The organism is Massilia sp. P2_C2 (genome assembly GCF_056404615.1).
The window spans coordinates 1-17,683 of the sequence record NZ_JBFUDR010000005.1; the positions used below are offsets into that span (position 1 = coordinate 1).

Annotated in this window: 18 protein-coding genes; 13 read left to right on the plus strand and 5 right to left on the minus strand. The window is 67.2% G+C overall.

Annotated features, from left to right (window positions below; all coding sequences use genetic code 11):
* The 3 genes from minC to minE all read left to right on the plus strand — a co-directional run.
* Positions 1–348: septum site-determining protein MinC (minC, locus tag AC1DYX_RS01220; protein WP_477255465.1), on the plus strand; the 348-nt coding region annotated here is incomplete at its 5' end.
* Positions 349–401: 53 nt separating this feature from the next.
* Positions 402–1,217, plus strand: a complete 816-nt coding sequence (gene minD, locus AC1DYX_RS01225; protein ID WP_477255467.1) for a septum site-determining protein MinD — start codon at positions 402–404, stop codon at positions 1,215–1,217.
* 1 nt (position 1,218) lies between these two features.
* Complete coding sequence (minE, locus tag AC1DYX_RS01230) at positions 1,219–1,470, plus strand: cell division topological specificity factor MinE (protein ID WP_477255469.1); 252 nt, start codon at positions 1,219–1,221, stop codon at positions 1,468–1,470.
* A 72-nt stretch (positions 1,471–1,542) separates the two neighbouring features.
* On the opposite strand, the gene AC1DYX_RS01235 is transcribed toward minE, so the two are convergent.
* A complete protein-coding gene (locus AC1DYX_RS01235) occupies positions 1,543–2,049 on the minus strand; it encodes a DUF697 domain-containing protein (protein ID WP_477255471.1) in 507 nt (168 codons plus the stop codon).
* Positions 2,050–2,259: 210 nt separating this feature from the next.
* Here AC1DYX_RS01235 and AC1DYX_RS01240 point away from each other — a divergent pair, with 210 nt between their 5' ends.
* From AC1DYX_RS01240 to AC1DYX_RS01280, 9 genes are all read left to right on the plus strand, one after another.
* Positions 2,260–2,949: a response regulator transcription factor gene (locus AC1DYX_RS01240; protein WP_477255473.1), complete on the plus strand. Its 690-nt coding sequence runs from the start codon at positions 2,260–2,262 to the stop codon at positions 2,947–2,949.
* A gap of 54 nt (positions 2,950–3,003) precedes the next feature.
* Positions 3,004–4,278 (plus strand): glutamyl-tRNA reductase, encoded by a 1,275-nt coding sequence (gene hemA, locus AC1DYX_RS01245; RefSeq protein WP_477255475.1) that lies wholly within the window; start codon positions 3,004–3,006, stop codon positions 4,276–4,278.
* 84 nt (positions 4,279–4,362) lie between these two features.
* The gene (gene prfA, locus AC1DYX_RS01250) at positions 4,363–5,439 is read left to right on the plus strand and encodes a peptide chain release factor 1 (RefSeq protein WP_477255477.1); all 1,077 of its coding nucleotides are present in this window, start codon (positions 4,363–4,365) and stop codon (positions 5,437–5,439) included.
* 147 nt (positions 5,440–5,586) lie between these two features.
* Positions 5,587–6,057 (plus strand): disulfide bond formation protein B, encoded by a 471-nt coding sequence (locus AC1DYX_RS01255; protein WP_477255479.1) that lies wholly within the window; start codon positions 5,587–5,589, stop codon positions 6,055–6,057.
* On the plus strand, positions 6,057–6,887 hold the full coding sequence (gene prmC, locus AC1DYX_RS01260) for a peptide chain release factor N(5)-glutamine methyltransferase (protein WP_477255481.1): 831 nt from the start codon (positions 6,057–6,059) through the stop codon (positions 6,885–6,887). Before AC1DYX_RS01255 ends, prmC begins: the two co-directional genes overlap by 1 nt.
* 78 nt (positions 6,888–6,965) lie before the next feature.
* Entirely contained in the window at positions 6,966–8,774 is a 1,809-nt protein-coding gene (locus tag AC1DYX_RS01265; protein ID WP_477255483.1) for a DUF885 domain-containing protein, read from the plus strand.
* An 88-nt stretch (positions 8,775–8,862) separates the two neighbouring features.
* A complete protein-coding gene (gene gshA / locus AC1DYX_RS01270) occupies positions 8,863–10,458 on the plus strand; it encodes a glutamate--cysteine ligase (RefSeq protein WP_477255485.1) in 1,596 nt (531 codons plus the stop codon).
* 73 nt (positions 10,459–10,531) lie between these two features.
* Positions 10,532–11,554, plus strand: coding sequence for a histone deacetylase family protein (locus AC1DYX_RS01275; RefSeq protein ID WP_477255487.1), 1,023 nt, complete (start codon positions 10,532–10,534; stop codon positions 11,552–11,554).
* On the plus strand, positions 11,551–12,018 hold the full coding sequence (locus AC1DYX_RS01280) for a GNAT family N-acetyltransferase (RefSeq protein WP_477255489.1): 468 nt from the start codon (positions 11,551–11,553) through the stop codon (positions 12,016–12,018). The genes AC1DYX_RS01275 and AC1DYX_RS01280 overlap by 4 nt, the downstream gene beginning before the upstream one ends.
* On the opposite strand, the gene AC1DYX_RS01285 is transcribed toward AC1DYX_RS01280, so the two are convergent.
* From AC1DYX_RS01285 to AC1DYX_RS01300, 4 genes are all read right to left on the minus strand, one after another.
* Positions 12,011–13,306, minus strand: a complete 1,296-nt coding sequence (locus AC1DYX_RS01285) for an MFS family transporter (RefSeq protein ID WP_477255564.1) — start codon at positions 13,304–13,306, stop codon at positions 12,011–12,013. The two genes, AC1DYX_RS01280 and AC1DYX_RS01285, sit on opposite strands and share 8 nt — an antisense overlap.
* A 136-nt stretch (positions 13,307–13,442) precedes the next feature.
* Entirely contained in the window at positions 13,443–13,538 is a 96-nt protein-coding gene (locus tag AC1DYX_RS01290) for a PEP-CTERM sorting domain-containing protein (protein WP_477255491.1), read from the minus strand.
* Between the two features lie 42 nt (positions 13,539–13,580).
* Positions 13,581–14,816 carry a sensor histidine kinase gene (locus AC1DYX_RS01295; protein WP_477255493.1) on the minus strand — a complete coding sequence of 412 codons (1,236 nt, stop codon included), beginning with the start codon at positions 14,814–14,816 and terminating at the stop codon, positions 13,581–13,583.
* Positions 14,806–16,155 carry a sigma-54-dependent transcriptional regulator gene (locus AC1DYX_RS01300; protein WP_477255495.1) on the minus strand — a complete coding sequence of 450 codons (1,350 nt, stop codon included), beginning with the start codon at positions 16,153–16,155 and terminating at the stop codon, positions 14,806–14,808. The genes AC1DYX_RS01295 and AC1DYX_RS01300 overlap by 11 nt, the downstream gene beginning before the upstream one ends.
* 204 nt (positions 16,156–16,359) lie before the next feature.
* Between AC1DYX_RS01300 and AC1DYX_RS01305 the strand changes: the two genes are divergently transcribed.
* Positions 16,360–17,643: an efflux RND transporter periplasmic adaptor subunit gene (locus tag AC1DYX_RS01305; protein WP_477255497.1), complete on the plus strand. Its 1,284-nt coding sequence runs from the start codon at positions 16,360–16,362 to the stop codon at positions 17,641–17,643.
* The last annotated feature ends 40 nt before the right edge of the window (positions 17,644–17,683 follow it).

The window sequence follows — 17,683 nt, forward strand, 5'->3', positions numbered from 1 at the left end:
GTCCAGGCGATGATCGTCGACACGCCCGTGCGCGCCGGCCAGCGCATCTACGCGCGCGGTACCGACCTGATCGTGACCGCCGTCGTGAACAATGGCGCCGAGCTCATCGCCGACGGCAGCATCCACGTGTATGCGCCGCTGCATGGGCGCGCACTGGCCGGGGCCTCGGGCAATGCGGGCGCGCGCATCTTCGCGCTGCAGTTGCAGCCCGAACTGGTGTCGATCGCGGGTGTTTATCGCACGTTCGACGAAGGTTTCCCGGCGGAAGTGGCGCGCCAGCCGGCACAAATCCGTTTGGTCGGCGACCGAATCGATATATCATCGCTGGGTTCGGCGACCCGCAACTAGAGCGCCTCCCGTACCAGCACTGACCAGATAGTGAAAAGGACACATATTTTTCTATGGCAAGAATTATCGTTGTAACGTCCGGCAAGGGCGGTGTGGGCAAGACCACTTCGAGCGCAAGCTTCTCGACTGGCCTCGCATTGCGCGGCCACAAGACCGTCGTCATCGACTTCGACGTCGGCCTGCGCAACCTCGACCTGATCATGGGCTGCGAACGCCGCGTCGTGTACGATCTGATCAACGTGATCAATGGCGAAGCGAGCCTGAACCAGGCCCTGATCAAGGACAAGCACTGCGACAACCTGTTCATCCTGCCGGCCTCGCAGACGCGCGACAAGGACGCGCTGACCGAGGAAGGCGTGGAAAACGTGTTGAACGAGCTCATCAAGATGGGCTTCGACTACATCATCTGCGACTCGCCGGCCGGCATCGAGCACGGCGCCCTGATGGCGCTGACCTTCGCCGACGAGGCGCTGATCGTCACCAATCCGGAAGTGTCGTCGGTGCGTGACTCCGACCGCATCCTCGGCATCCTGCAGGCCAAGTCGCGCCGCGCCCAGAGCGGTGGCGAGCCGGTCAGGGAGCACCTGTTGATCACCCGTTATTCGCCGCGCCGCGTGGAAAACGACGAGATGCTGTCGTTCCAGGACGTGCAGGAAATCCTGCGCATCCCCCTGCTCGGCATCATTCCGGAATCGGAAGCCGTGCTGCACGCGTCGAACCAGGGCAACCCTGCCATCCATTTCAAGGACACGGACGTGGCCCTGGCCTACCAGGACGTCGTCGCCCGCTTCCTCGGCGACGAAATCCCGCTGCGCTTTACCAACTACGAGAAGCCGGGCTTCCTGCAGCGTCTGTTCGGAGCAAAGTGATATGCCCTTGCTTTCATTCCTATTTCCCAAGAATCAGAAAAGTGCGACAGCGGCCAAGGAAAGGCTGCAGATCATCATCGCCCGCGAACGCGGCGGCCGCGCCGGTCCGGATTTCCTGCCGGCCCTGCACCGCGAGCTGATCGAAGTGATCTCCAAGTACACCAAGGTCAACGCCGAGGACATCAAGATTTCCCTCGACCGCCAGGGCAATCTGGAAGTGCTTGACGTCAACGTCGTTCTGCCGGACGCGTAGGGTGGGCGCCCTGTGCCCACGCGACGTTAGCGAACCGCATACGTTACGCGTGGGCTCGGGGAGCCCACCCGCTCACGCCGGCGCGGACGCCACCTCGCGCGCGACGCGCGTGCAGGCGTCGATATGCTGGTATCCCATCTGCCTGAATAGCGCGAAACCGATCACCGCCGAAGCGACCTGCCCCGCCAGCGGCACGATCTTCGCCGCCGACTTGGCCGCCAGCCTGGCGCCCGACTTCTGCAACAGTTTCAGGACGAGTTCCTTCGTCACGATTTTACCTACCAGCGTACCGCCCAACGCCGCCACGGCCTGATAGGCGGCGATGCGCATGCGCGGCTGCAGCCGGTCGATCTGGTCGGGCGACAGGCCGAACGCCTGGTTGATCTCTTCCACCATGACGGCAAAGCTGGACAGGTCGGCCACGACATCTACGCCCGGCAATGGAATCACAGACACGCCTGCCGAAATGGCCGCGCGCTTGCGCACGAGGGCGCGGCACCGGTCGCGTACGCGTTCGAGGTCCTCGCTGGAAACCGGCAGCATGGCCTGCACCTCGGCTTTCCCTCTCTTATTGAACATATTTACTCCTGAACCATGGGTTGGTCACAGTGTAACCGTGAGTTTGTCGTTGAGCCGCCACGACTATGACGTAATTACCCAACGAAAATGTGAATTTATCTGCAGCATTGATAGCTTTGCGTTTTAAAAGTCTGATATATTTAGTGACATTGTAGGAATGTTCCTACATCAACGTTTTACAGTCCCACAGCCCGAGACAGCGTGAACATCATGAGAATATCCATACTGGACAACGACACGACCCAGGCAGAACTCATCTGCCAAGTTCTGAACGGCGCTGGACATAGCTGTCAAGCTTATGACAGCGGTAAAGATCTACTGGGGCAATTGCGCAAAGACAGTACCGACCTCCTGATCGTCGACTGGCAAGTGACCGACGTTCCGGCGGCCGAGCTGCTGCGCCGTGCCAAGGAAAAGCTGGCGCCGAATACACCGACGATGTTCCTCGCGGGCAACGCGGCCGAGGATGATATCGTGGCTGGCGTCACGGCCGGCGCCGACGACTACCTCGTCAAGCCACTGCGTCGCGGCGAGTTGGTCGCACGCACGCAGGCCCTGCTGCGCCGAGCGTATCCATCGCAGAACGGCGCCGAACAGCTGCAATTCGGTCCGTACGTCTTCGAAACGCGTCCGGGACGCCTGTTGATGGACGGCGAGCAGATCGAGGTCACGCACAAGGAATTCAACCTGGCGTTGCTGTTTTTCCGCAACCTGGGCCGTCCGTTGTCGCGCGCATATATTCACGAATCGATCTGGGTACGCGAGACGGCCGTCCCGTCGCGCACGATGGACACCCACGTTTCGCGCGTACGCAACAAACTGCGCCTGCGTCCGGAAAACGGGTTCCGCCTCGTGCCGGTCTACAGCTACGGCTATCGGCTGGAAAAGCTGGGCGCGTGAAACCCTGCCCCGGTTGGGGTTATAATGGGAGCGCTGCCCATTTTTTGATCACCCATGCAACTGCTCGCCGTCGGCCTCAATCACACCACCGCACCGGTCTCGCTGCGCGAGCAACTGGCGTTGGCGCCCGAGCAGCTCGGGGCGGCGGTGCAGGCGGCACGCGGCTGGTTTGCAAGATTTGACACGCGCGGCGAAGACGAAGCCGCGCTGCTCTCGACGTGCAACCGCACCGAGATGTATGCGGCGAGCTGCGCGCCCGATCCGCTCGACGCGTCCGCGCGCTTTCTCGCGAATTATCACAACCTGAATTTCGCCGAGCTGCGTCCGCACCTGTACATGCTGCCGCAGCATGACGCCGTGCGCCATGCGTTCCGCGTCGCCTCCGGCCTCGATTCGATGGTGCTGGGCGAAGCGCAGATCCTGGGCCAGATGAAGGACGCCGTGCGCGTCGCCGACGAAGCGGGCGGCCTCGGCACCTATCTGCACCAGCTGTTCCAGCGCAGCTTCGCCGTGGCGAAGGAAGTGCGCACGACCACCGAGATCGGCGCACACAGCGTGTCGATGGCCGCCGCCGCGGTGCGTTTGTCCGAACGCATTTTTGACCGCGTCAGCGAGCAGAACGTGCTGTTCATCGGCGCCGGCGAGATGATCGAGCTGTGCGCCACGCACTTCGCCGCTCACAATCCGAAGTCGATCACGATCGCCAACCGTACGCTGGTGCGTGGCGAGATGCTGGCCGCGCGCTTCAACGGCCACGCGATCGGCCTCGCCGACCTGTCCGAGCGCCTGCCGCAATTCGACATCGTCATCTCGTCCACCGGATCCACGCTGCCGCTGATCGGCAAGGGCCTCGTCGAACGCGCCATCAAGGCACGCCGCCACCGTCCGATGTTCATGGTCGACCTGGCGGTCCCGCGCGACATCGAACCGGAAGTCGGCCGCCTGAACGACGTGTTCCTGTACACGGTCGACGACCTCGCCGAGGTGGTGAGAAGCGGCGTCGAAAGCCGCCAGGCCGCCGTCGCCCAGGCCGAGGCCATCATCGAGACGCGCGTGCAGTCGTTCATGCACTGGATCGGCGACCGCGCCGTCGTGCCCGTGATCCGCGACCTGCACGAATCGAGCGAAGCGATGCGCCTGGCCGAGCTGGAACGGGCCCGCAAGCTGCTCGCGAAAGGCGAAGACATCGACACGGTGCTCGACGCCCTGTCGAAGGGTCTCACCGCCAAATTCCTGCACGGCCCGCAACAGGCCCTGCACCGCGCCCAGGGCGACGAACGCGCGCGCCTGGCAAGCCTGCTGCCCCAGCTGTTCCGCGGCCGCCGTTAGCGGCCTGCTATCCTTCGTCTGCGCCGCCCGGCATGCTTGACGCCGCCGTGCGGCTTGTCCGTCGTTATTCCTGATAAGAACACTATGAAACCATCCATGCTGGCCAAGCTGGACCAACTGGCCAACCGCCTCGTCGAACTGGACGAACTCCTGATGTCCGAAGGCGCCACCGCGAACATGGACAGCTTTCGCAAGCTCAACCGCGAACATGCCGAGCTGAGTCCGCTGGTCGCCGTCTATCGCCAGTACCAGACGGCGCAGGGCGACATCGCCGCCGCGCAGGAAATGCTCGCCGACCCGGACATGAAGGATTTCGCCCAGGACGAGATCGACGCGGCCAGGGCGCGCATGGCCGAACTCGATCTCGAGCTGCAGAAGATGCTGCTGCCCAAGGACGAGAACGACGAACGCAACATCTTCCTCGAAATCCGCGCCGGCACGGGCGGCGACGAATCCGCGCTGTTCGCCGGTGACCTGCTGCGCATGTACACCCGCTACGCCGAACGCAACCGCTGGCAGGTCGAGATGGTGTCGGAATCGCCGTCCGACCTGGGCGGCTACCGCGAAGTCATCGTGCGCATCGTCGGCCAGGGCGCCTATTCGAAGCTGAAATTCGAATCGGGCGGCCACCGCGTGCAGCGCGTGCCGGCGACGGAAACGCAGGGCCGCATCCACACGTCGGCCTGCACCGTCGCCGTGATGCCGGAGGCGGACGAGGTCGAGGACGTGCAGATCAACCCGGCCGACCTGCGCATCGACACCTACCGCGCCTCGGGCGCCGGCGGCCAGCACATCAACAAGACCGATTCCGCCGTCCGCCTGACGCACTTGCCGACCGGCATCGTCGTGGAATGCCAGGACGACCGCAGCCAGCACAAGAACAAGGCGCAGGCGATGAAGGTCCTGGCCGCGCGCATCAAGGACGTGCAGTTGCGTGAGCAGCAGAGCAAGGAAGCGGCGACGCGTAAAAGCCTGATCGGCTCGGGCGACCGCAGCGAACGCATCCGCACTTATAACTTCCCGCAGGGACGCCTGACCGATCACCGCATCAACCTGACGCTGTATAAACTGGACATGATCATGGACGGCGACCTGGGCGAGCTGACGGGCGCCCTGTCGGCCGAGCACCAGGCGGAACAGCTGGCCGCGCTGGGCGACTGACAACCTGTAGGGTGGGCACCCCTGTGCCCACCAAACGCATGCCGGTCCGCAAACATTCGGGGTCAGAGCACGCTCTGACCCCGAATTAAGACGGTTATAAGTTGCTAGACTGAAAATAACTTTTTCGATAACGTCCACAGGAAGCCCATGTCCTCGTCCCGCAATCTCCTGCTCGCCATTGCCGCCGTCAGCCTCGCCCTGATCGGCGCCGCCCTGTACCTCCAGCACGTGAAGGACATGCTGCCCTGCCCGCTGTGCGTCATTCAGCGCTACCTGTTCCTCGGCATCGCCGTCTTCAGCCTGATCGGTGCGCTCGTGGGCAAGATCCGCGCCGGTGCCGGGCTTGCGCTGCTGTGCGGGCTGGGCGGCCTTGCCGTCGTCGGCAAGCATTTATATGTGCTCGCGCACCCGGGCTTTTCGTGCGGCATCGACCCGATGGAGACGACGCTCAACAAGATCCCGACCGCAACCATGCTGCCGTGGATGTTCCGCGCCGACGGCCTGTGCGAGGCGGCGCAGGAGACCGTGTTCGGCCTGAACGTGCCGCAGTGGTCGGCCGTCTGGTTCACGATCCTCACCCTGGCCCTCATCTGGACCCTCGTGCGGCGCGCGCGTTGATGACCATCCTGCCCGGCACCAGCATCGCGGCGGTGCAGGCCGGCCTGCCGCTCGATCCGCTGGAAAACCGCATCCTGCTGTGCCACGCGACGGGCCTGACCCGCGTCCAGCTGATCACGCAGGGCGACCGCCCGCTGTCGTCCGACGAGGCGGCACGCCTGGCCGACCTCGTGGCGCGCCGGCTGCGCGGCGAACCGATCGCCTACATCGTCGGCCGGCGTGAATTCTTCGGCCTCGATTTCCAGGTCGGCCCCGCCGTGCTGATTCCCCGTCCGGACACGGAACTGATCGTCGAACTGGCGCTGGCACGCCTCCCACAGGATGCACCCGGCCTGCTCGACATGGGCACCGGCAGCGGCGCGATCGCCGTCGCCGTCGCGCACACCCGGCCCGACGCCGCCGTCACCGCGCTGGACGTCAGCCCGGATGCGCTGGCTGTGGCGCAGGCCAATGCGGCCGCCAACGGCGCGCGCGTGCGCTTCCTGCACAGCAGCTGGTTCGATGCACTCGATGCGGGAGAAATCTTCGACGTCATCGCCTCCAACCCACCCTATATCGCGGCCGGCGACGATCATCTTGCCCAGGGCGACCTGCGCTTCGAGCCGGTCGGCGCGCTGACCGACCATGCGGACGGCCTGTCCGCGCTGCGCACCATCGTCAACGGCGGCCCGCGCCACCTGGTGCCCGGCGGCTGGCTGCTGCTCGAACACGGCTACGACCAGGCGGCGGACGTGCGCACGCTGCTGGCGGACGCCGGATTCACCGAGGTGCAGAGCTGGCAGKACCTGGCCGGCATCGAACGGGTCAGCGGCGGCCGGTTCGGGCATTGACGGTTCGGGATTGACAGCGCGGCGCGGCGTCCACGCTCGCTTTGTTACAATTCCGGGTCCACCACCCGGAGCCACATCATGCGTCGACTTTTCGCGACCCTGATCCTGCTGGGCCCCCTGGTTGCACTCGCGGCGGACGTGGCCGGAACGCCGGCCGGCGCCGCCGAACAGGCGCGTGCCCTGTTCGAGCGCGACTGGCAATGGCGCCTCAAGCACCAGCCCGAATTTGCCACCAGCGTCGGCGACGACCGCTACGCTGGACAACTGTCCGACACGTCGCTCGCCGCCAGCGCCGCCGTCGGCGACCACGCGCGCCGCATGCTCGACCTCGCGCGCCAGATCGACCGCGCGCAACTGACCGGCCAGGACCGGCTGTCCTGGGACGTGTTCACCGCCGACCAGGAACGCATCCTCGCGCGCGCCGCGTTCGTCGCCTTCGACCCGCAACCCATCAGCGCCCAGGATGGCCTGCAGATCCGCTTCCCGCAACTGGTCGCGCAGATGCCCTTCTTTACGGAAGACGACTACCGCAACTACATCGCGCGCATCAAAGCCCTGCCCAACCACGTCGACGGCATCATCGAACAGATGCGCGAAGGGATGCGCACCGGCTGGACGGCGCCGAAGGCCATCATGGCCGGCCTGCCCGCGCAGCTGCGCGCCATGCGCGAACACCTGCCGGACGGGGCGCTCGGCGCGCCGTTCCAGCRCCTGCCCGCCACCATCCCCGAAGAGACGCGCACGAAGCTCGCCGCGGACGGCGCCGCCGCCCTGCGCACGGCCGGCGCGGCGCTGCAAAAGCTGGACGACTTCGTGCGCACCGAATACCTGCCGGCCGCGCGCACGACCATCGGCGCCTCCAGCCTGCCCGACGGCGCGGCCTGGTATGGGTACCTCGTGAAGGCCGCGACGACGACGGCGCTGACGCCGGCCGAGATCCACGCGCTGGGGATGAAGGAAGTCGCGCGCATCCGCACCGAAATGGAGACGACGGCAACCCGTACCGGCTTCAAGGGCAGCTATCCGCAATTCATCGCCTTCGTGCGCAGCGATCCGCGCCTGTTCCCGACCAGCGCCGACGCGCTGCTGGAGCGCTACCGGCGCACGATCGCGCGCGTGGTTGCGCAGCTGCCGACGCTGTTCGGCGTCATTCCCGAGGAAGAGCTGGCCGTCAAACCCGTGCAGCAGGCAAGCGCCGATACGCAGGGCGGCGCCTATTACGAAGCCGGCACACAAGGACGCACCGCGGCCCTCGCCGTCAACACGAGCCGCCTGGACACACGGCCGCTGTGGGAAGTCGAGACGCTCGCCCTGCACGAGGGCGTCCCCGGCCACCACCTGCAGGTCGCGCGCGCCCACGCCATCGACGGCCTGCCGGCATTCCGCCGCCATGCCTGGTATCCCGCGTTCGGCGAGGGCTGGGCGTTGTACGCGGAGGGCCTGGGCGCGGAGCTGGGCCTGTTACGCGACCCGTTCTCGCAGTTCGGCCGCCTGGCCGACGAGCAGCTGCGCGCGGCCCGGCTCGTGGTCGACACGGGCATCCACGCGCTGAACTGGTCGCGCCAGCAGGCCATCGACTACCTGAACGCGAATACGGCCAATCCCCCGGCCGACAACGAGGTCGAAGTCGACCGCATGATCGCCCAGCCGGGCCAGGCACTGGCCTATAAAATCGGCCAGCTGCGCATCGTCGCGCTGCTGGCCCGGGCGCAGGCGGCACTGGGTGCGCGCTTCGACATACGTGCCTTCCACGACGCCATGCTGGAAAACGGCGCCCTGCCTCTGGACCTGCTGGAGCGGCGCGTCGACCGCTGGATCGTCGCGCAGAACGCGGCGCCGGCACCCGCTCCCGCTGCTGCTGCGGCGGAACCGGCCCTGTTCCAGTAACCGGAAAGTCATATTGCGGGGGGCCCGGCGCGCTTGGCCGTTTTCGGTTACTCTCTGCGTCTCAAGGCAGTATACGAAAGGAAATCTCGTGTCGAACCAACTGACCCGCCGCCTGGCCCTGCTGGACGACGATGCCCACCGCGGCCTGCTGCTGCAAGGCCTGCGCGGCATCGAGCGCGAGACTTTGCGCGTCGACAACCAGGGCCACCTGGCCCGGACGCCGCATCCGATCCGGCTCGGCTCGGCCCTGACCCATCCGCAGATCACGACGGATTACGCGGAAGCGCTGCTCGAATTCATCACGCCGGCCGAACACGACATCGCGCTGGCCCTGCACCGCCTGGACGCGGTCCACCGCTTCGCCTATGCAAAGCTGGACGGCGAGATGCTGTGGAGCCAGTCGATGCCCTGCGAGCTGCCGTCGGAGGAAGAGATCGAGATCGCCTGGTACGGCAAGTCGAACATCGGCATGCTCAAGCACGTGTACCGGCGCGGCCTGGCGCTGCGCTACGGCAAGGCCATGCAATGCATCGCGGGCATCCACTACAATTATTCGCTGCCGGAAGAACTCTGGAAGCTGCTGGCGCAGCACGAAGGCATCGCGGAAGAGCGCCGCAACGCCCTGCGCGACTTCCAGTCCGAAAGCTATATCGCGACGATCCGCAACTTCCGCCGCTACAGCTGGCTCCTGATGTATCTGTTCGGCGCCTCGCCCGCGCTGTCGAAAGGCTTCCTGCGCGGCCGCCCGCACAACCTCGAGACGCTGTCGGACGACACGTTGTATCTGCCGTATGCGACGAGCCTGCGCATGAGCGACCTCGGTTACCAGAACGATGCCCAGTCCGGCCTGCGCCCGCACGAGAACAGCCTGGAAAGCTATGTGACGTCGCTGATGGACGCCGTCCAGCGCCCGTATCCGCCGTATGCGGAAATCGGCACGAAGAAGGATGGCGAGTGGGTCCAGCTGTCCACCAACATCCTGCAGATCGAGAACGAATACTATTCAACGATCCGCCCGAAGCGCGTGATCCGCACGGGCGAGCGTCCGGTGCAGGCGCTGTGCAACCGCGGCGTGCAATACATCGAGGTGCGCTGCCTGGACGTCGATCCGTTCGAACCGGTCGGCATCGCGCTCGAGACGGGCCGCTTCCTGGACGCCTTCCTGCTGTTCTGCGCCCTCGAAGAGAGCCCCATGATCAACGCGATGGAAGGTCAGGTCCACGCGCGCAACTTCGCACGCACCGTGAAGGAAGGCCGCCGTCCGGACCTGACCCTCACGCGCAACGACCACGACGTGCTGCTCAAGGATTGGGCGGAAGACCTGCTGGAACGCATCCGCCCCGTCGCCGAACTGCTGGACCACGAACACAATTACAAGGGCGCGCACATCGACGCCCTGGACGCGCAAAAGGCCAAGGTGCTCGATCCGGACAAGACGCCGTCCGCGCGCGTGCTGCAGGAAGTGCGCACGCTCGGCTCCTTCGCGACATTCGGCCTGCGCCAGAGCGAGCTGCACGCGCAGGCCTTTCGCGCCGAGCCGCTGATGCCGGCCGAGACGGCGCTGTTCGACGAGATGGCCCAGGCGTCGCTGGCCGAGCAGGCGCAGATCGAGGCGACCGACACGGGGTCGTTCGACGATTTCGTGGCAGCGTACAACAGTAGTACACTGTGCCGTAACAGCTAACCCAGGCTTCGACATCGCCGGGCAAGCGGTTCGCACCGCCTGCCCGGGCGTCACGCCTCCGCCCGAGGCTCTCTTGCTCACCTTTTTCAACGAACACCATACGCAGCACGACGGCAGTTTCGCAAGCGATCCGGCATCGGAGCGGCCCGAGCGCATCGACGTCGTCGCGGACGAATTCACGCGGCGCGGACTCGGGCGCATCGTCACGCCGCACGGTGTGCCGCTGACGTCGCTGGAACGTATCCACACGCCGCGCTACCTGCACTTCCTGCGCAGTGCGTGGAGCGAGTGGCTCGCACTCGACCCGGCCAACGCCGAACGCGATCCGCTGCCATCCGCGTGGCCCGTGCAGGGCATGCGCCGCGACGTCGAACCGGACAGTTTTACGGGCCGCCTGGGCCTGTACGCCTTCGACGCCGACACGCCGCTGACGGCCGGAACGTGGACAGCGGCCAGGACGGGCGCCGACTGCGCGATCAATGCCGCGCACGCGCTGCGCCTGGGCGAACGCGGCACGTTCGCCCTCACGCGTCCACCCGGCCACCATGCGGGCGCCGATTATTTCGGCGGCTTCTGCTTCCTGAACAACGCGGCGCTGGCAGCCCAGCACCTGCTCGACGACGGCCTGCAGCGCGTGGCCATCCTCGATATCGACTACCACCACGGCAACGGCACGCAAGACATTTTTTATCAACGCCGGGACGTGTTGTTCATCTCCCTCCACGCCGATCCGCGCGCCGACTATCCCTATTACAGCGGCCACGCGGACGAGACGGGCGCCGGCGCGGGCACGGGCTGTAACCTGAACATACCCTTGCCGCGCGGGACCGGCGCGACACAGTGGTTCGCCGCGCTGGAGACCGCGTGCATCCGGATGGCCGCGTTCGCCCCGCAGGCGCTCGTCGTCTCGCTCGGCGTCGACGGTTTCAGCGGCGACCCGCGTTCGCACTTCGGCCTGTCGAGCGGCGATTTCCTGCGCATCGGCGAGCGCATCGGCTACCTCGGCCTGCCGACCGTTTTCGTGTTCGAAGGCGGCTCGGTCGTGCCCGAGCTGGGCATCAACGTGGTCAACGTGCTCGAAGGTTTCGAACCATGATCGAATGGCAGTGGAGCAGCTTCGCCGGCCTCGCGGTGGCGGACCTGTACGAGATGCTGGCGCTGCGCCAGCAGGTGTTCGTGCTGGAGCAGACGTGTCTGTACCCGGACATCGACGGCCTCGACCCGGACGCGCACCACCTGCTCGGCTGGCGCACCGTCGACGGCAAGCGGAAACTCGCGGCCACCCTGCGCTGCCTGGCGCCGGGCGTGAAATACGACGAGATGTCGCTGGGCCGCGTCGTCACGAGCCCCTCCGCGCGCGGCACGGGCCTGGGACGCGAACTGGTCGCGCAAGGCATCGCCTGCGCCGAGCGGCTGCACCCGGGCCACGCGATCCGCATCGGCGCACAGGCCCACCTGGAAGCCTTTTATGCCGGCTTCGGCTTTCGCACGGTGTCGGCACCGTACGACGAGGACGGCATCCCGCACATCGACATGCTGCGCCCGGCCGCCGTCATTTGAGCAGGCCGGATTTCGTCGGATCGGGCATGCGGATCGCGACGAGGCAGGCCAGCGCGCACATCACGCTCACGTACCAGTAGAAATACGGCTCGTGGCCGGCCTGCTTGAACCACAGCGCCACGTATTCCGCCGAACCGCCAAAGATCGCGTTGGCGACGGCGTACGACAGGCCCACGCCCAGCGCACGCACCTCGACGGGGAACATCTCCGCCTTGATCAGGCCGCCGATCGACGTGTACAGGCTGATGATCGCCAGCGCGCAGATGATCAGCGCGCCGGCCGTCAGCGGACTCGTCACGTTGCGCAGCGCCATCATGATCGGCGTCGTGAACACGGCGGAAAGCAGCCCGAACCAGATCATCGACGTGCGTCGTCCGATGCGATCGGACAGCGCACCGAACGCCGGCTGCAGCAGCATGTAGACCAGCAGGCAGACCGTCATGATCCGGCTCGCCGTCTCGGTGCTCATGCCGGCCGTATTGACGAGGTATTTCTGCATGTACGTGGTGAACGCATAGAAGATCAGCGAGCCGCCCGCCGTGAAACCGAGCACGGTGACGAAGGCGCGCCGGTGGTGGCGCAGCAGGGAAGCGACACTGCCCGCGGCCTCGCTCTTGCGCCCGGAGGCCGTCGTCGTCTCGTGCAGCGAGCGGCGCAGGTACAGCGACACGAGGGCAGCAAGCGCGCCGACGACGAACGGGATGCGCCAGCCCCAGGCTTTCAGTTCGTCGTGCGAAAGGAATAGTTGCAGGACGCCCAGCACGAGCAGGGCTGCCAGCTGGCCGCCGATCAGGGTCACGTACTGGAACGATGCAAAAAAACCCTTGCGGCCCGGCTCGGCCACCTCGCTCATGTAGGTGGCGCTGGTGCCGTATTCCCCGCCCACCGACAGGCCCTGGAACAGGCGCGCCACCAGCAGCAGCGCCGGCGCCGCCGTGCCGATGCTCGCATACGTCGGCAGCGCGGCGATCATCAGCGAGCCGCCGCACATCATGAGCACGGAAATCATCATCGCGTTGCGCCGGCCGTAGCGGTCGGCGACGCGGCCGAACAGCCAGCCGCCGATCGGCCGCATCAGGAAGCCGGCGGCGAAGATGCCGGCCGTGTTCAGCAGCTGGGTGGTGGGATTTCCTTTCGGGAAAAAGGCCGACGAAAAATACAGCGCGCAGAACGAATAGATGTAGAAGTCGAACCATTCGACCAGGTTGCCGGACGAGGCGCCCACGATGGCGAAGACGCGCTGACGCGGTGTAAGGTTCTCGATGGCGTGCGCGTCTGCCGTTTCCATCGTGGTCATGGCATTTCTCCGAGTCAGCGATGGCGAGGCCGCGGCTGGGCGAACCCGGACAGGTACGCAAGGCCCACCTGGCCGGCACAGCCGGAGACCCACAATAGCAGTTTCCCAGTTTTGCTGTCGCCACGGGTCAGGGACGTGCCCGCTGGCGGCGCCACAGCAGCACCGGCATGCCTGCCAGAAGCAGCAGGGCCGTCGACGGTTCCGGCACCGGCGTCAGCAGCACCGGTGCGCAATAACCGAATTTCGTTGCAACTGGAAGAACGGTTCAGAACGTGATGACGAAGCGCGCCCCGCGGCTCACCGGACGCGCGTAGCGCACCGTGCCACCATTGCCATGCACTAATTGACGCACCATCGCCAGGCCGATGCCACCGCCCAGTTTCCGCGTTGTAAAGAAGGGCGTGAAGATGTGCGCGACCAGCGCGTCCGGCACGCCGGGACCATCGTCGTCCACCTCGATGCGCAGGCGGGCGCCACGCGCCAGGCGGGCGCCGACGCGCGCGCGCCCGCCCGGCCCCGTGGCCTCGAACGCGTTCTTGAGCAGATTGATCAGGACCTGCTCGAGCTGTCCCGGATCGACCATCAGTTCCAGCGACGCCGGCTCCACCGCAAACTCCACCGCGCCGCCCCGCGCGCGCCAGGCCGGGCCCACCAGCGCATCCAGCCGCGCGAACACGGCGGCCAGCGCCACCCGTTCCGGCTGCGCCACCGGCACGTTCGACAGGCTGCGGTAACTGGCGACGAAATCGGCCAGGCTGTCGGCGCGGCGGCCGATGGCGTCGAGCGCCGTGGCCAGGTCAGCCGCCACGTCGGCCGGCAGCGCGGGACGCGCTTCCTCGACCAGGTCGCGTGCGGTGCGCGACAGCGACGCCACGGGTGTCAGCGAATTCATGATCTCGTGCGTGAGCACGTGCACCAGCTTGCGCCAGGCGTTCAGGGTCTCGGCTTCCAGTTCGCTCTCGACCGGCATCAGGGCGGCGAGTCGTTGCGGGCGGCCGTGCAGGGTCAGCACGGACACCGTCGCCAGCGCGCGCTCGGTGCCGCGCTCGGTCTCGAATTGCAGCAGCGTGCGGTCGCCATACGACTGGCCGGCCAGCTGGCGGTACAGGGCGGCGGCATCGCTGGCGCGGCCCGGGGCGACCAGCTTGCGGGCGCTCGCGTTCAACGGCAGCACGCGGCCGTACTCGTCCCCGTCGCCGCCTTCGATGCCGAACAGCGCGACCGGTGCGTGTTCCAGGCGCGCTTCCAGGGCCAGGGCATTGTCGACCAGTTTTTTCTGTTCGACGTTCAGCACGGCACGCGGCGCGGCCGCCGATACCTGGCGTGCCGTGGCCAGCGCTGTCATGCTGCGCCACAGGACCAGCGCCGGCACCAGCGCGGCCAGGCCGCACAGCACGACGACGCGCAGCCCATCGCCCGCGCGGCCGGCGGCGAACCCCAGCGCCGCCAGGCCCGCCGCCGCCAGCAGCCCAATGGCCTTCAGACGCGCTTCAGATGCCATGCTTGCCCAGCTTCCGGTACAACGCGGCACGGCTGACGCCCAGCATGCGCGCGGCCTGGCTGATGTTGCCCCTCGCCTTGTCGAGCGCGGCGGCGATGGTATCGCGCTCGAGCGCACCGAGCCTGAAGTCCAGGTCCGTCTCCACGCGCGCGGATGGAAGTGCCGATGGGAGCTCGGGCGCGGCCGGCGCGAGGCCGAAATCCTCGTAGCGGTACTCGGCGCCGACGCCGAGAATGACGGCGCGTTCGCATGCGTGGCGCAACGCGCGCACGTTGCCCGGCCACGCCCAGGCACACAGGCGCTCCAGCGCGGCCGGCGCCAGCTCGCGTACCGGTCGCTGATATTGGCCCTCATACAGCGACAGATAGTGGTGCAGCAGCCCGGCAATATCGTCGCGCCGCGCGCGCAGCGGCGGCACGCGGATCACGATGGTGTTCAGACGGAACAACAGGTCCGCACGGAACACGGCCGGATCGAACAGGCGGTCCTCCGCGAGATTGGTCGCGCTCACGATGCGCACGTCGACCGGCTCGGGGCGGTCGGCGCCGATCGGCGTGACTTCCCTGCGTTCGAGCGCCGTCAGCAGCTTGGCCTGCGCGGGCAGCGGCATGTTGCCGATCTCGTCGAGGAACAGTGTGCCGCCACGCGCCGACTGGAACCGGCCGGCGCGATCGCTTTTCGCGTCGGTGAACGCGCCCTTGCGATGGCCGAACAACTCGCTCTCGAACGTCGTTTCGGGCAGCGCGCCCATGTCCACGGCGAGGAAAGTGCCGGCGGCACGGCGCGACGCCTGGTGGATGGCACGCGCCACCAGCTCCTTGCCGACCCCGTTCTCGCCCAGCACCATGACGTTGGCCTCGGTTGGCGCCACGCCCGCGATCGTGGCCTTGACCTCGCGCATCGGCGCCGACTCGCCCATCAGGGCCGACGCGCCAGGTACGTTCGCGGCCGCGCGGCGTGCCAGCGCGGCATCGACGGCGGCGGCCAGGCGCGCGTTGTCCCAGGGCTTGGTGATGAAGTCGACGGCACCGCGCTTCAACGCCTCGACCGCGAGCGGCACGTCGGCATATGCGGTCAGCGCGATCACGGCCGGCGGCCGCGCCAGCGTGCGCAGGCGATCGAGCACGGCCAGGCCCTCGGCCCCATCGACGCGGCCCGGGGTGAAGTTCAGGTCGAGCAGGACGACATCCGGCATGCCGTCCGCCAGCAATGCCTCCAGCTGCGCCGGATCGTCGAGCGTGACGACCGCGCCATGGCGGCGGCGCAGCAGCATTTGCGCGGCACAGGCGACGTCGCGGTCGTCGTCGAGGATCAGGAGTCGGGCACTGGAATCGGCCATCGGGTATTGTCGGGATGGATCAGCGTGCCATTCTAGCAGTGCGCATGGCGGCCTTGCATTGCGCGGCGGTCACCTGTCCGGAAACGCACACCGGCACCTGTCCGGTTCCGGACAGTCTCGCGGCAAAACCCGCGCCGGAGCAGGCAAAACCCGCGTGGCACGGCGCTTGCAAAGCGTACCGGCATGACCAACCCCGACCCCACCATGGATCGCATCCCTCCCCAACTCGTCACCGGTGCCGCCATGGACGTGCGCGTACCCGTCCGGCGCGGCCGGTCGGCCGTACGCGCCGCCGCATTGCTGGCCGCCGTCACACTGGCGGCCAGCGCAGCCTGGCAGGCGTTGCCGCACGGGCTGCAGGTGGCCGCGCGTGACGTGCGCATCGCCCGTGTGGCGCCGGGCGTGTTCCGCGACGAGATCGTCGTGCGCGCCAGCGCCGAGCCGTTCAGCGCCATCGTGCTCGACTCGGTCGAATCCGGGCGCGTCGAGGAAGTGATCGCGCACGACGGCCAGCGCGTGGCGAAGGGCGACCTGCTGTTCCGCCTGTCGAACCCGCAGCGCCACCTGGAGCTGCTGGCGCGCCAGACCGAATACGCGCAGCAGATCTCGAACCTCGCCAACCTGCGCGTGGCCCAGGAAGCCAGTCGGACCGACCACCAGCGCCGGCTGGCGGACCTGGAATTCGCGCTGGAGCAGGCCCGCAAGCAGCATGCGCGCAACGCCGGCCTGGCGGCGCGCGGCTTTTTGTCGGCGTCCGCGCTGGAAGATTCCGCCGACAAGCYGGCGCAGCAGCGCCGCCTGCTGGATGACGAACGGCATGGCAGCGCCACCGAGGAACAGGTGCGCCGGCGCGTCCTGCAGCAGATCGAAGGCGTGATCGCGGGCTTGCAGGCAGGCCTGAAGCTCGTAAACGCGACCGTCGACGCCCTCAGCGTGCGCGCCCCGGCCGCCGGCGTGCTGACCGATTTCCGGTTGCTGGTGGGCGAAACGGTGCGCCCCGACCAGCGCATCGGCCGCATCGACGATCCCGTGCGCTTCAAGCTCTCCGCGCAGGTCGATGAGTTCTATCTCAGCCGGGTCGCGGTCGGGCGGCCGGGCCAGGTGGTCCAGGACGGCCACGCGTATCCGCTGCGCGTTTCCACGATCTACCCGCAGATCAAGGACGGCCGCTTCACCGTCGAAATGATCTTCACGGGCGGGCAGCCGCCCGTCATCAGCCCGGGCCAGAGCCTGGACGCGCGACTGACCCTGGGCGAGCCGGTCCGGGCCCTGCTGCTGCCCCAGGGCACCTACGCCAACGACGGGGGCGGCGCCTGGGTGTTCGTGATGGCGCCGGATGGCCGCCACGCGGGCCGGCGCACCGTGCGGCTCGGGCGCCGCAACGACACCCAGGTCGAGGTGCTGTCCGGCCTGGCTGCAGGGGAGGCCGTGGTCGTGTCCGGCTACACGGCATTCGGCAAGGCCGAGCGGCTGGAATTGACGAAGTGACCCAACACCCTCCAACATCCACATCAACCAACGGAACGAC

What these genes read in the sequence shown, in the direction of transcription:
- minD (WP_477255467.1), top strand. Translation starts at nt 402, where the DNA reads ATGGCAAGAATTATCGTTGTAACGTCCGGCAAGGGCGGTGTGGGCAAG.
- minE (WP_477255469.1), top strand. Translation starts at nt 1,219, where the DNA reads ATGCCCTTGCTTTCATTCCTATTTCCCAAGAATCAGAAAAGTGCGACA.
- AC1DYX_RS01235 (WP_477255471.1), bottom strand. Translation starts at nt 2,049, where the DNA reads ATGTTCAATAAGAGAGGGAAAGCCGAGGTGCAGGCCATGCTGCCGGTT.
- AC1DYX_RS01240 (WP_477255473.1), top strand. Translation starts at nt 2,260, where the DNA reads ATGAGAATATCCATACTGGACAACGACACGACCCAGGCAGAACTCATC.
- hemA (WP_477255475.1), top strand. Translation starts at nt 3,004, where the DNA reads ATGCAACTGCTCGCCGTCGGCCTCAATCACACCACCGCACCGGTCTCG.
- prfA (WP_477255477.1), top strand. Translation starts at nt 4,363, where the DNA reads ATGAAACCATCCATGCTGGCCAAGCTGGACCAACTGGCCAACCGCCTC.
- AC1DYX_RS01255 (WP_477255479.1), top strand. Translation starts at nt 5,587, where the DNA reads ATGTCCTCGTCCCGCAATCTCCTGCTCGCCATTGCCGCCGTCAGCCTC.
- AC1DYX_RS01280 (WP_477255489.1), top strand. Translation starts at nt 11,551, where the DNA reads ATGATCGAATGGCAGTGGAGCAGCTTCGCCGGCCTCGCGGTGGCGGAC.
- AC1DYX_RS01285 (WP_477255564.1), bottom strand. Translation starts at nt 13,306, where the DNA reads ATGGAAACGGCAGACGCGCACGCCATCGAGAACCTTACACCGCGTCAG.
- AC1DYX_RS01295 (WP_477255493.1), bottom strand. Translation starts at nt 14,816, where the DNA reads ATGGCATCTGAAGCGCGTCTGAAGGCCATTGGGCTGCTGGCGGCGGCG.
- AC1DYX_RS01300 (WP_477255495.1), bottom strand. Translation starts at nt 16,155, where the DNA reads ATGGCCGATTCCAGTGCCCGACTCCTGATCCTCGACGACGACCGCGAC.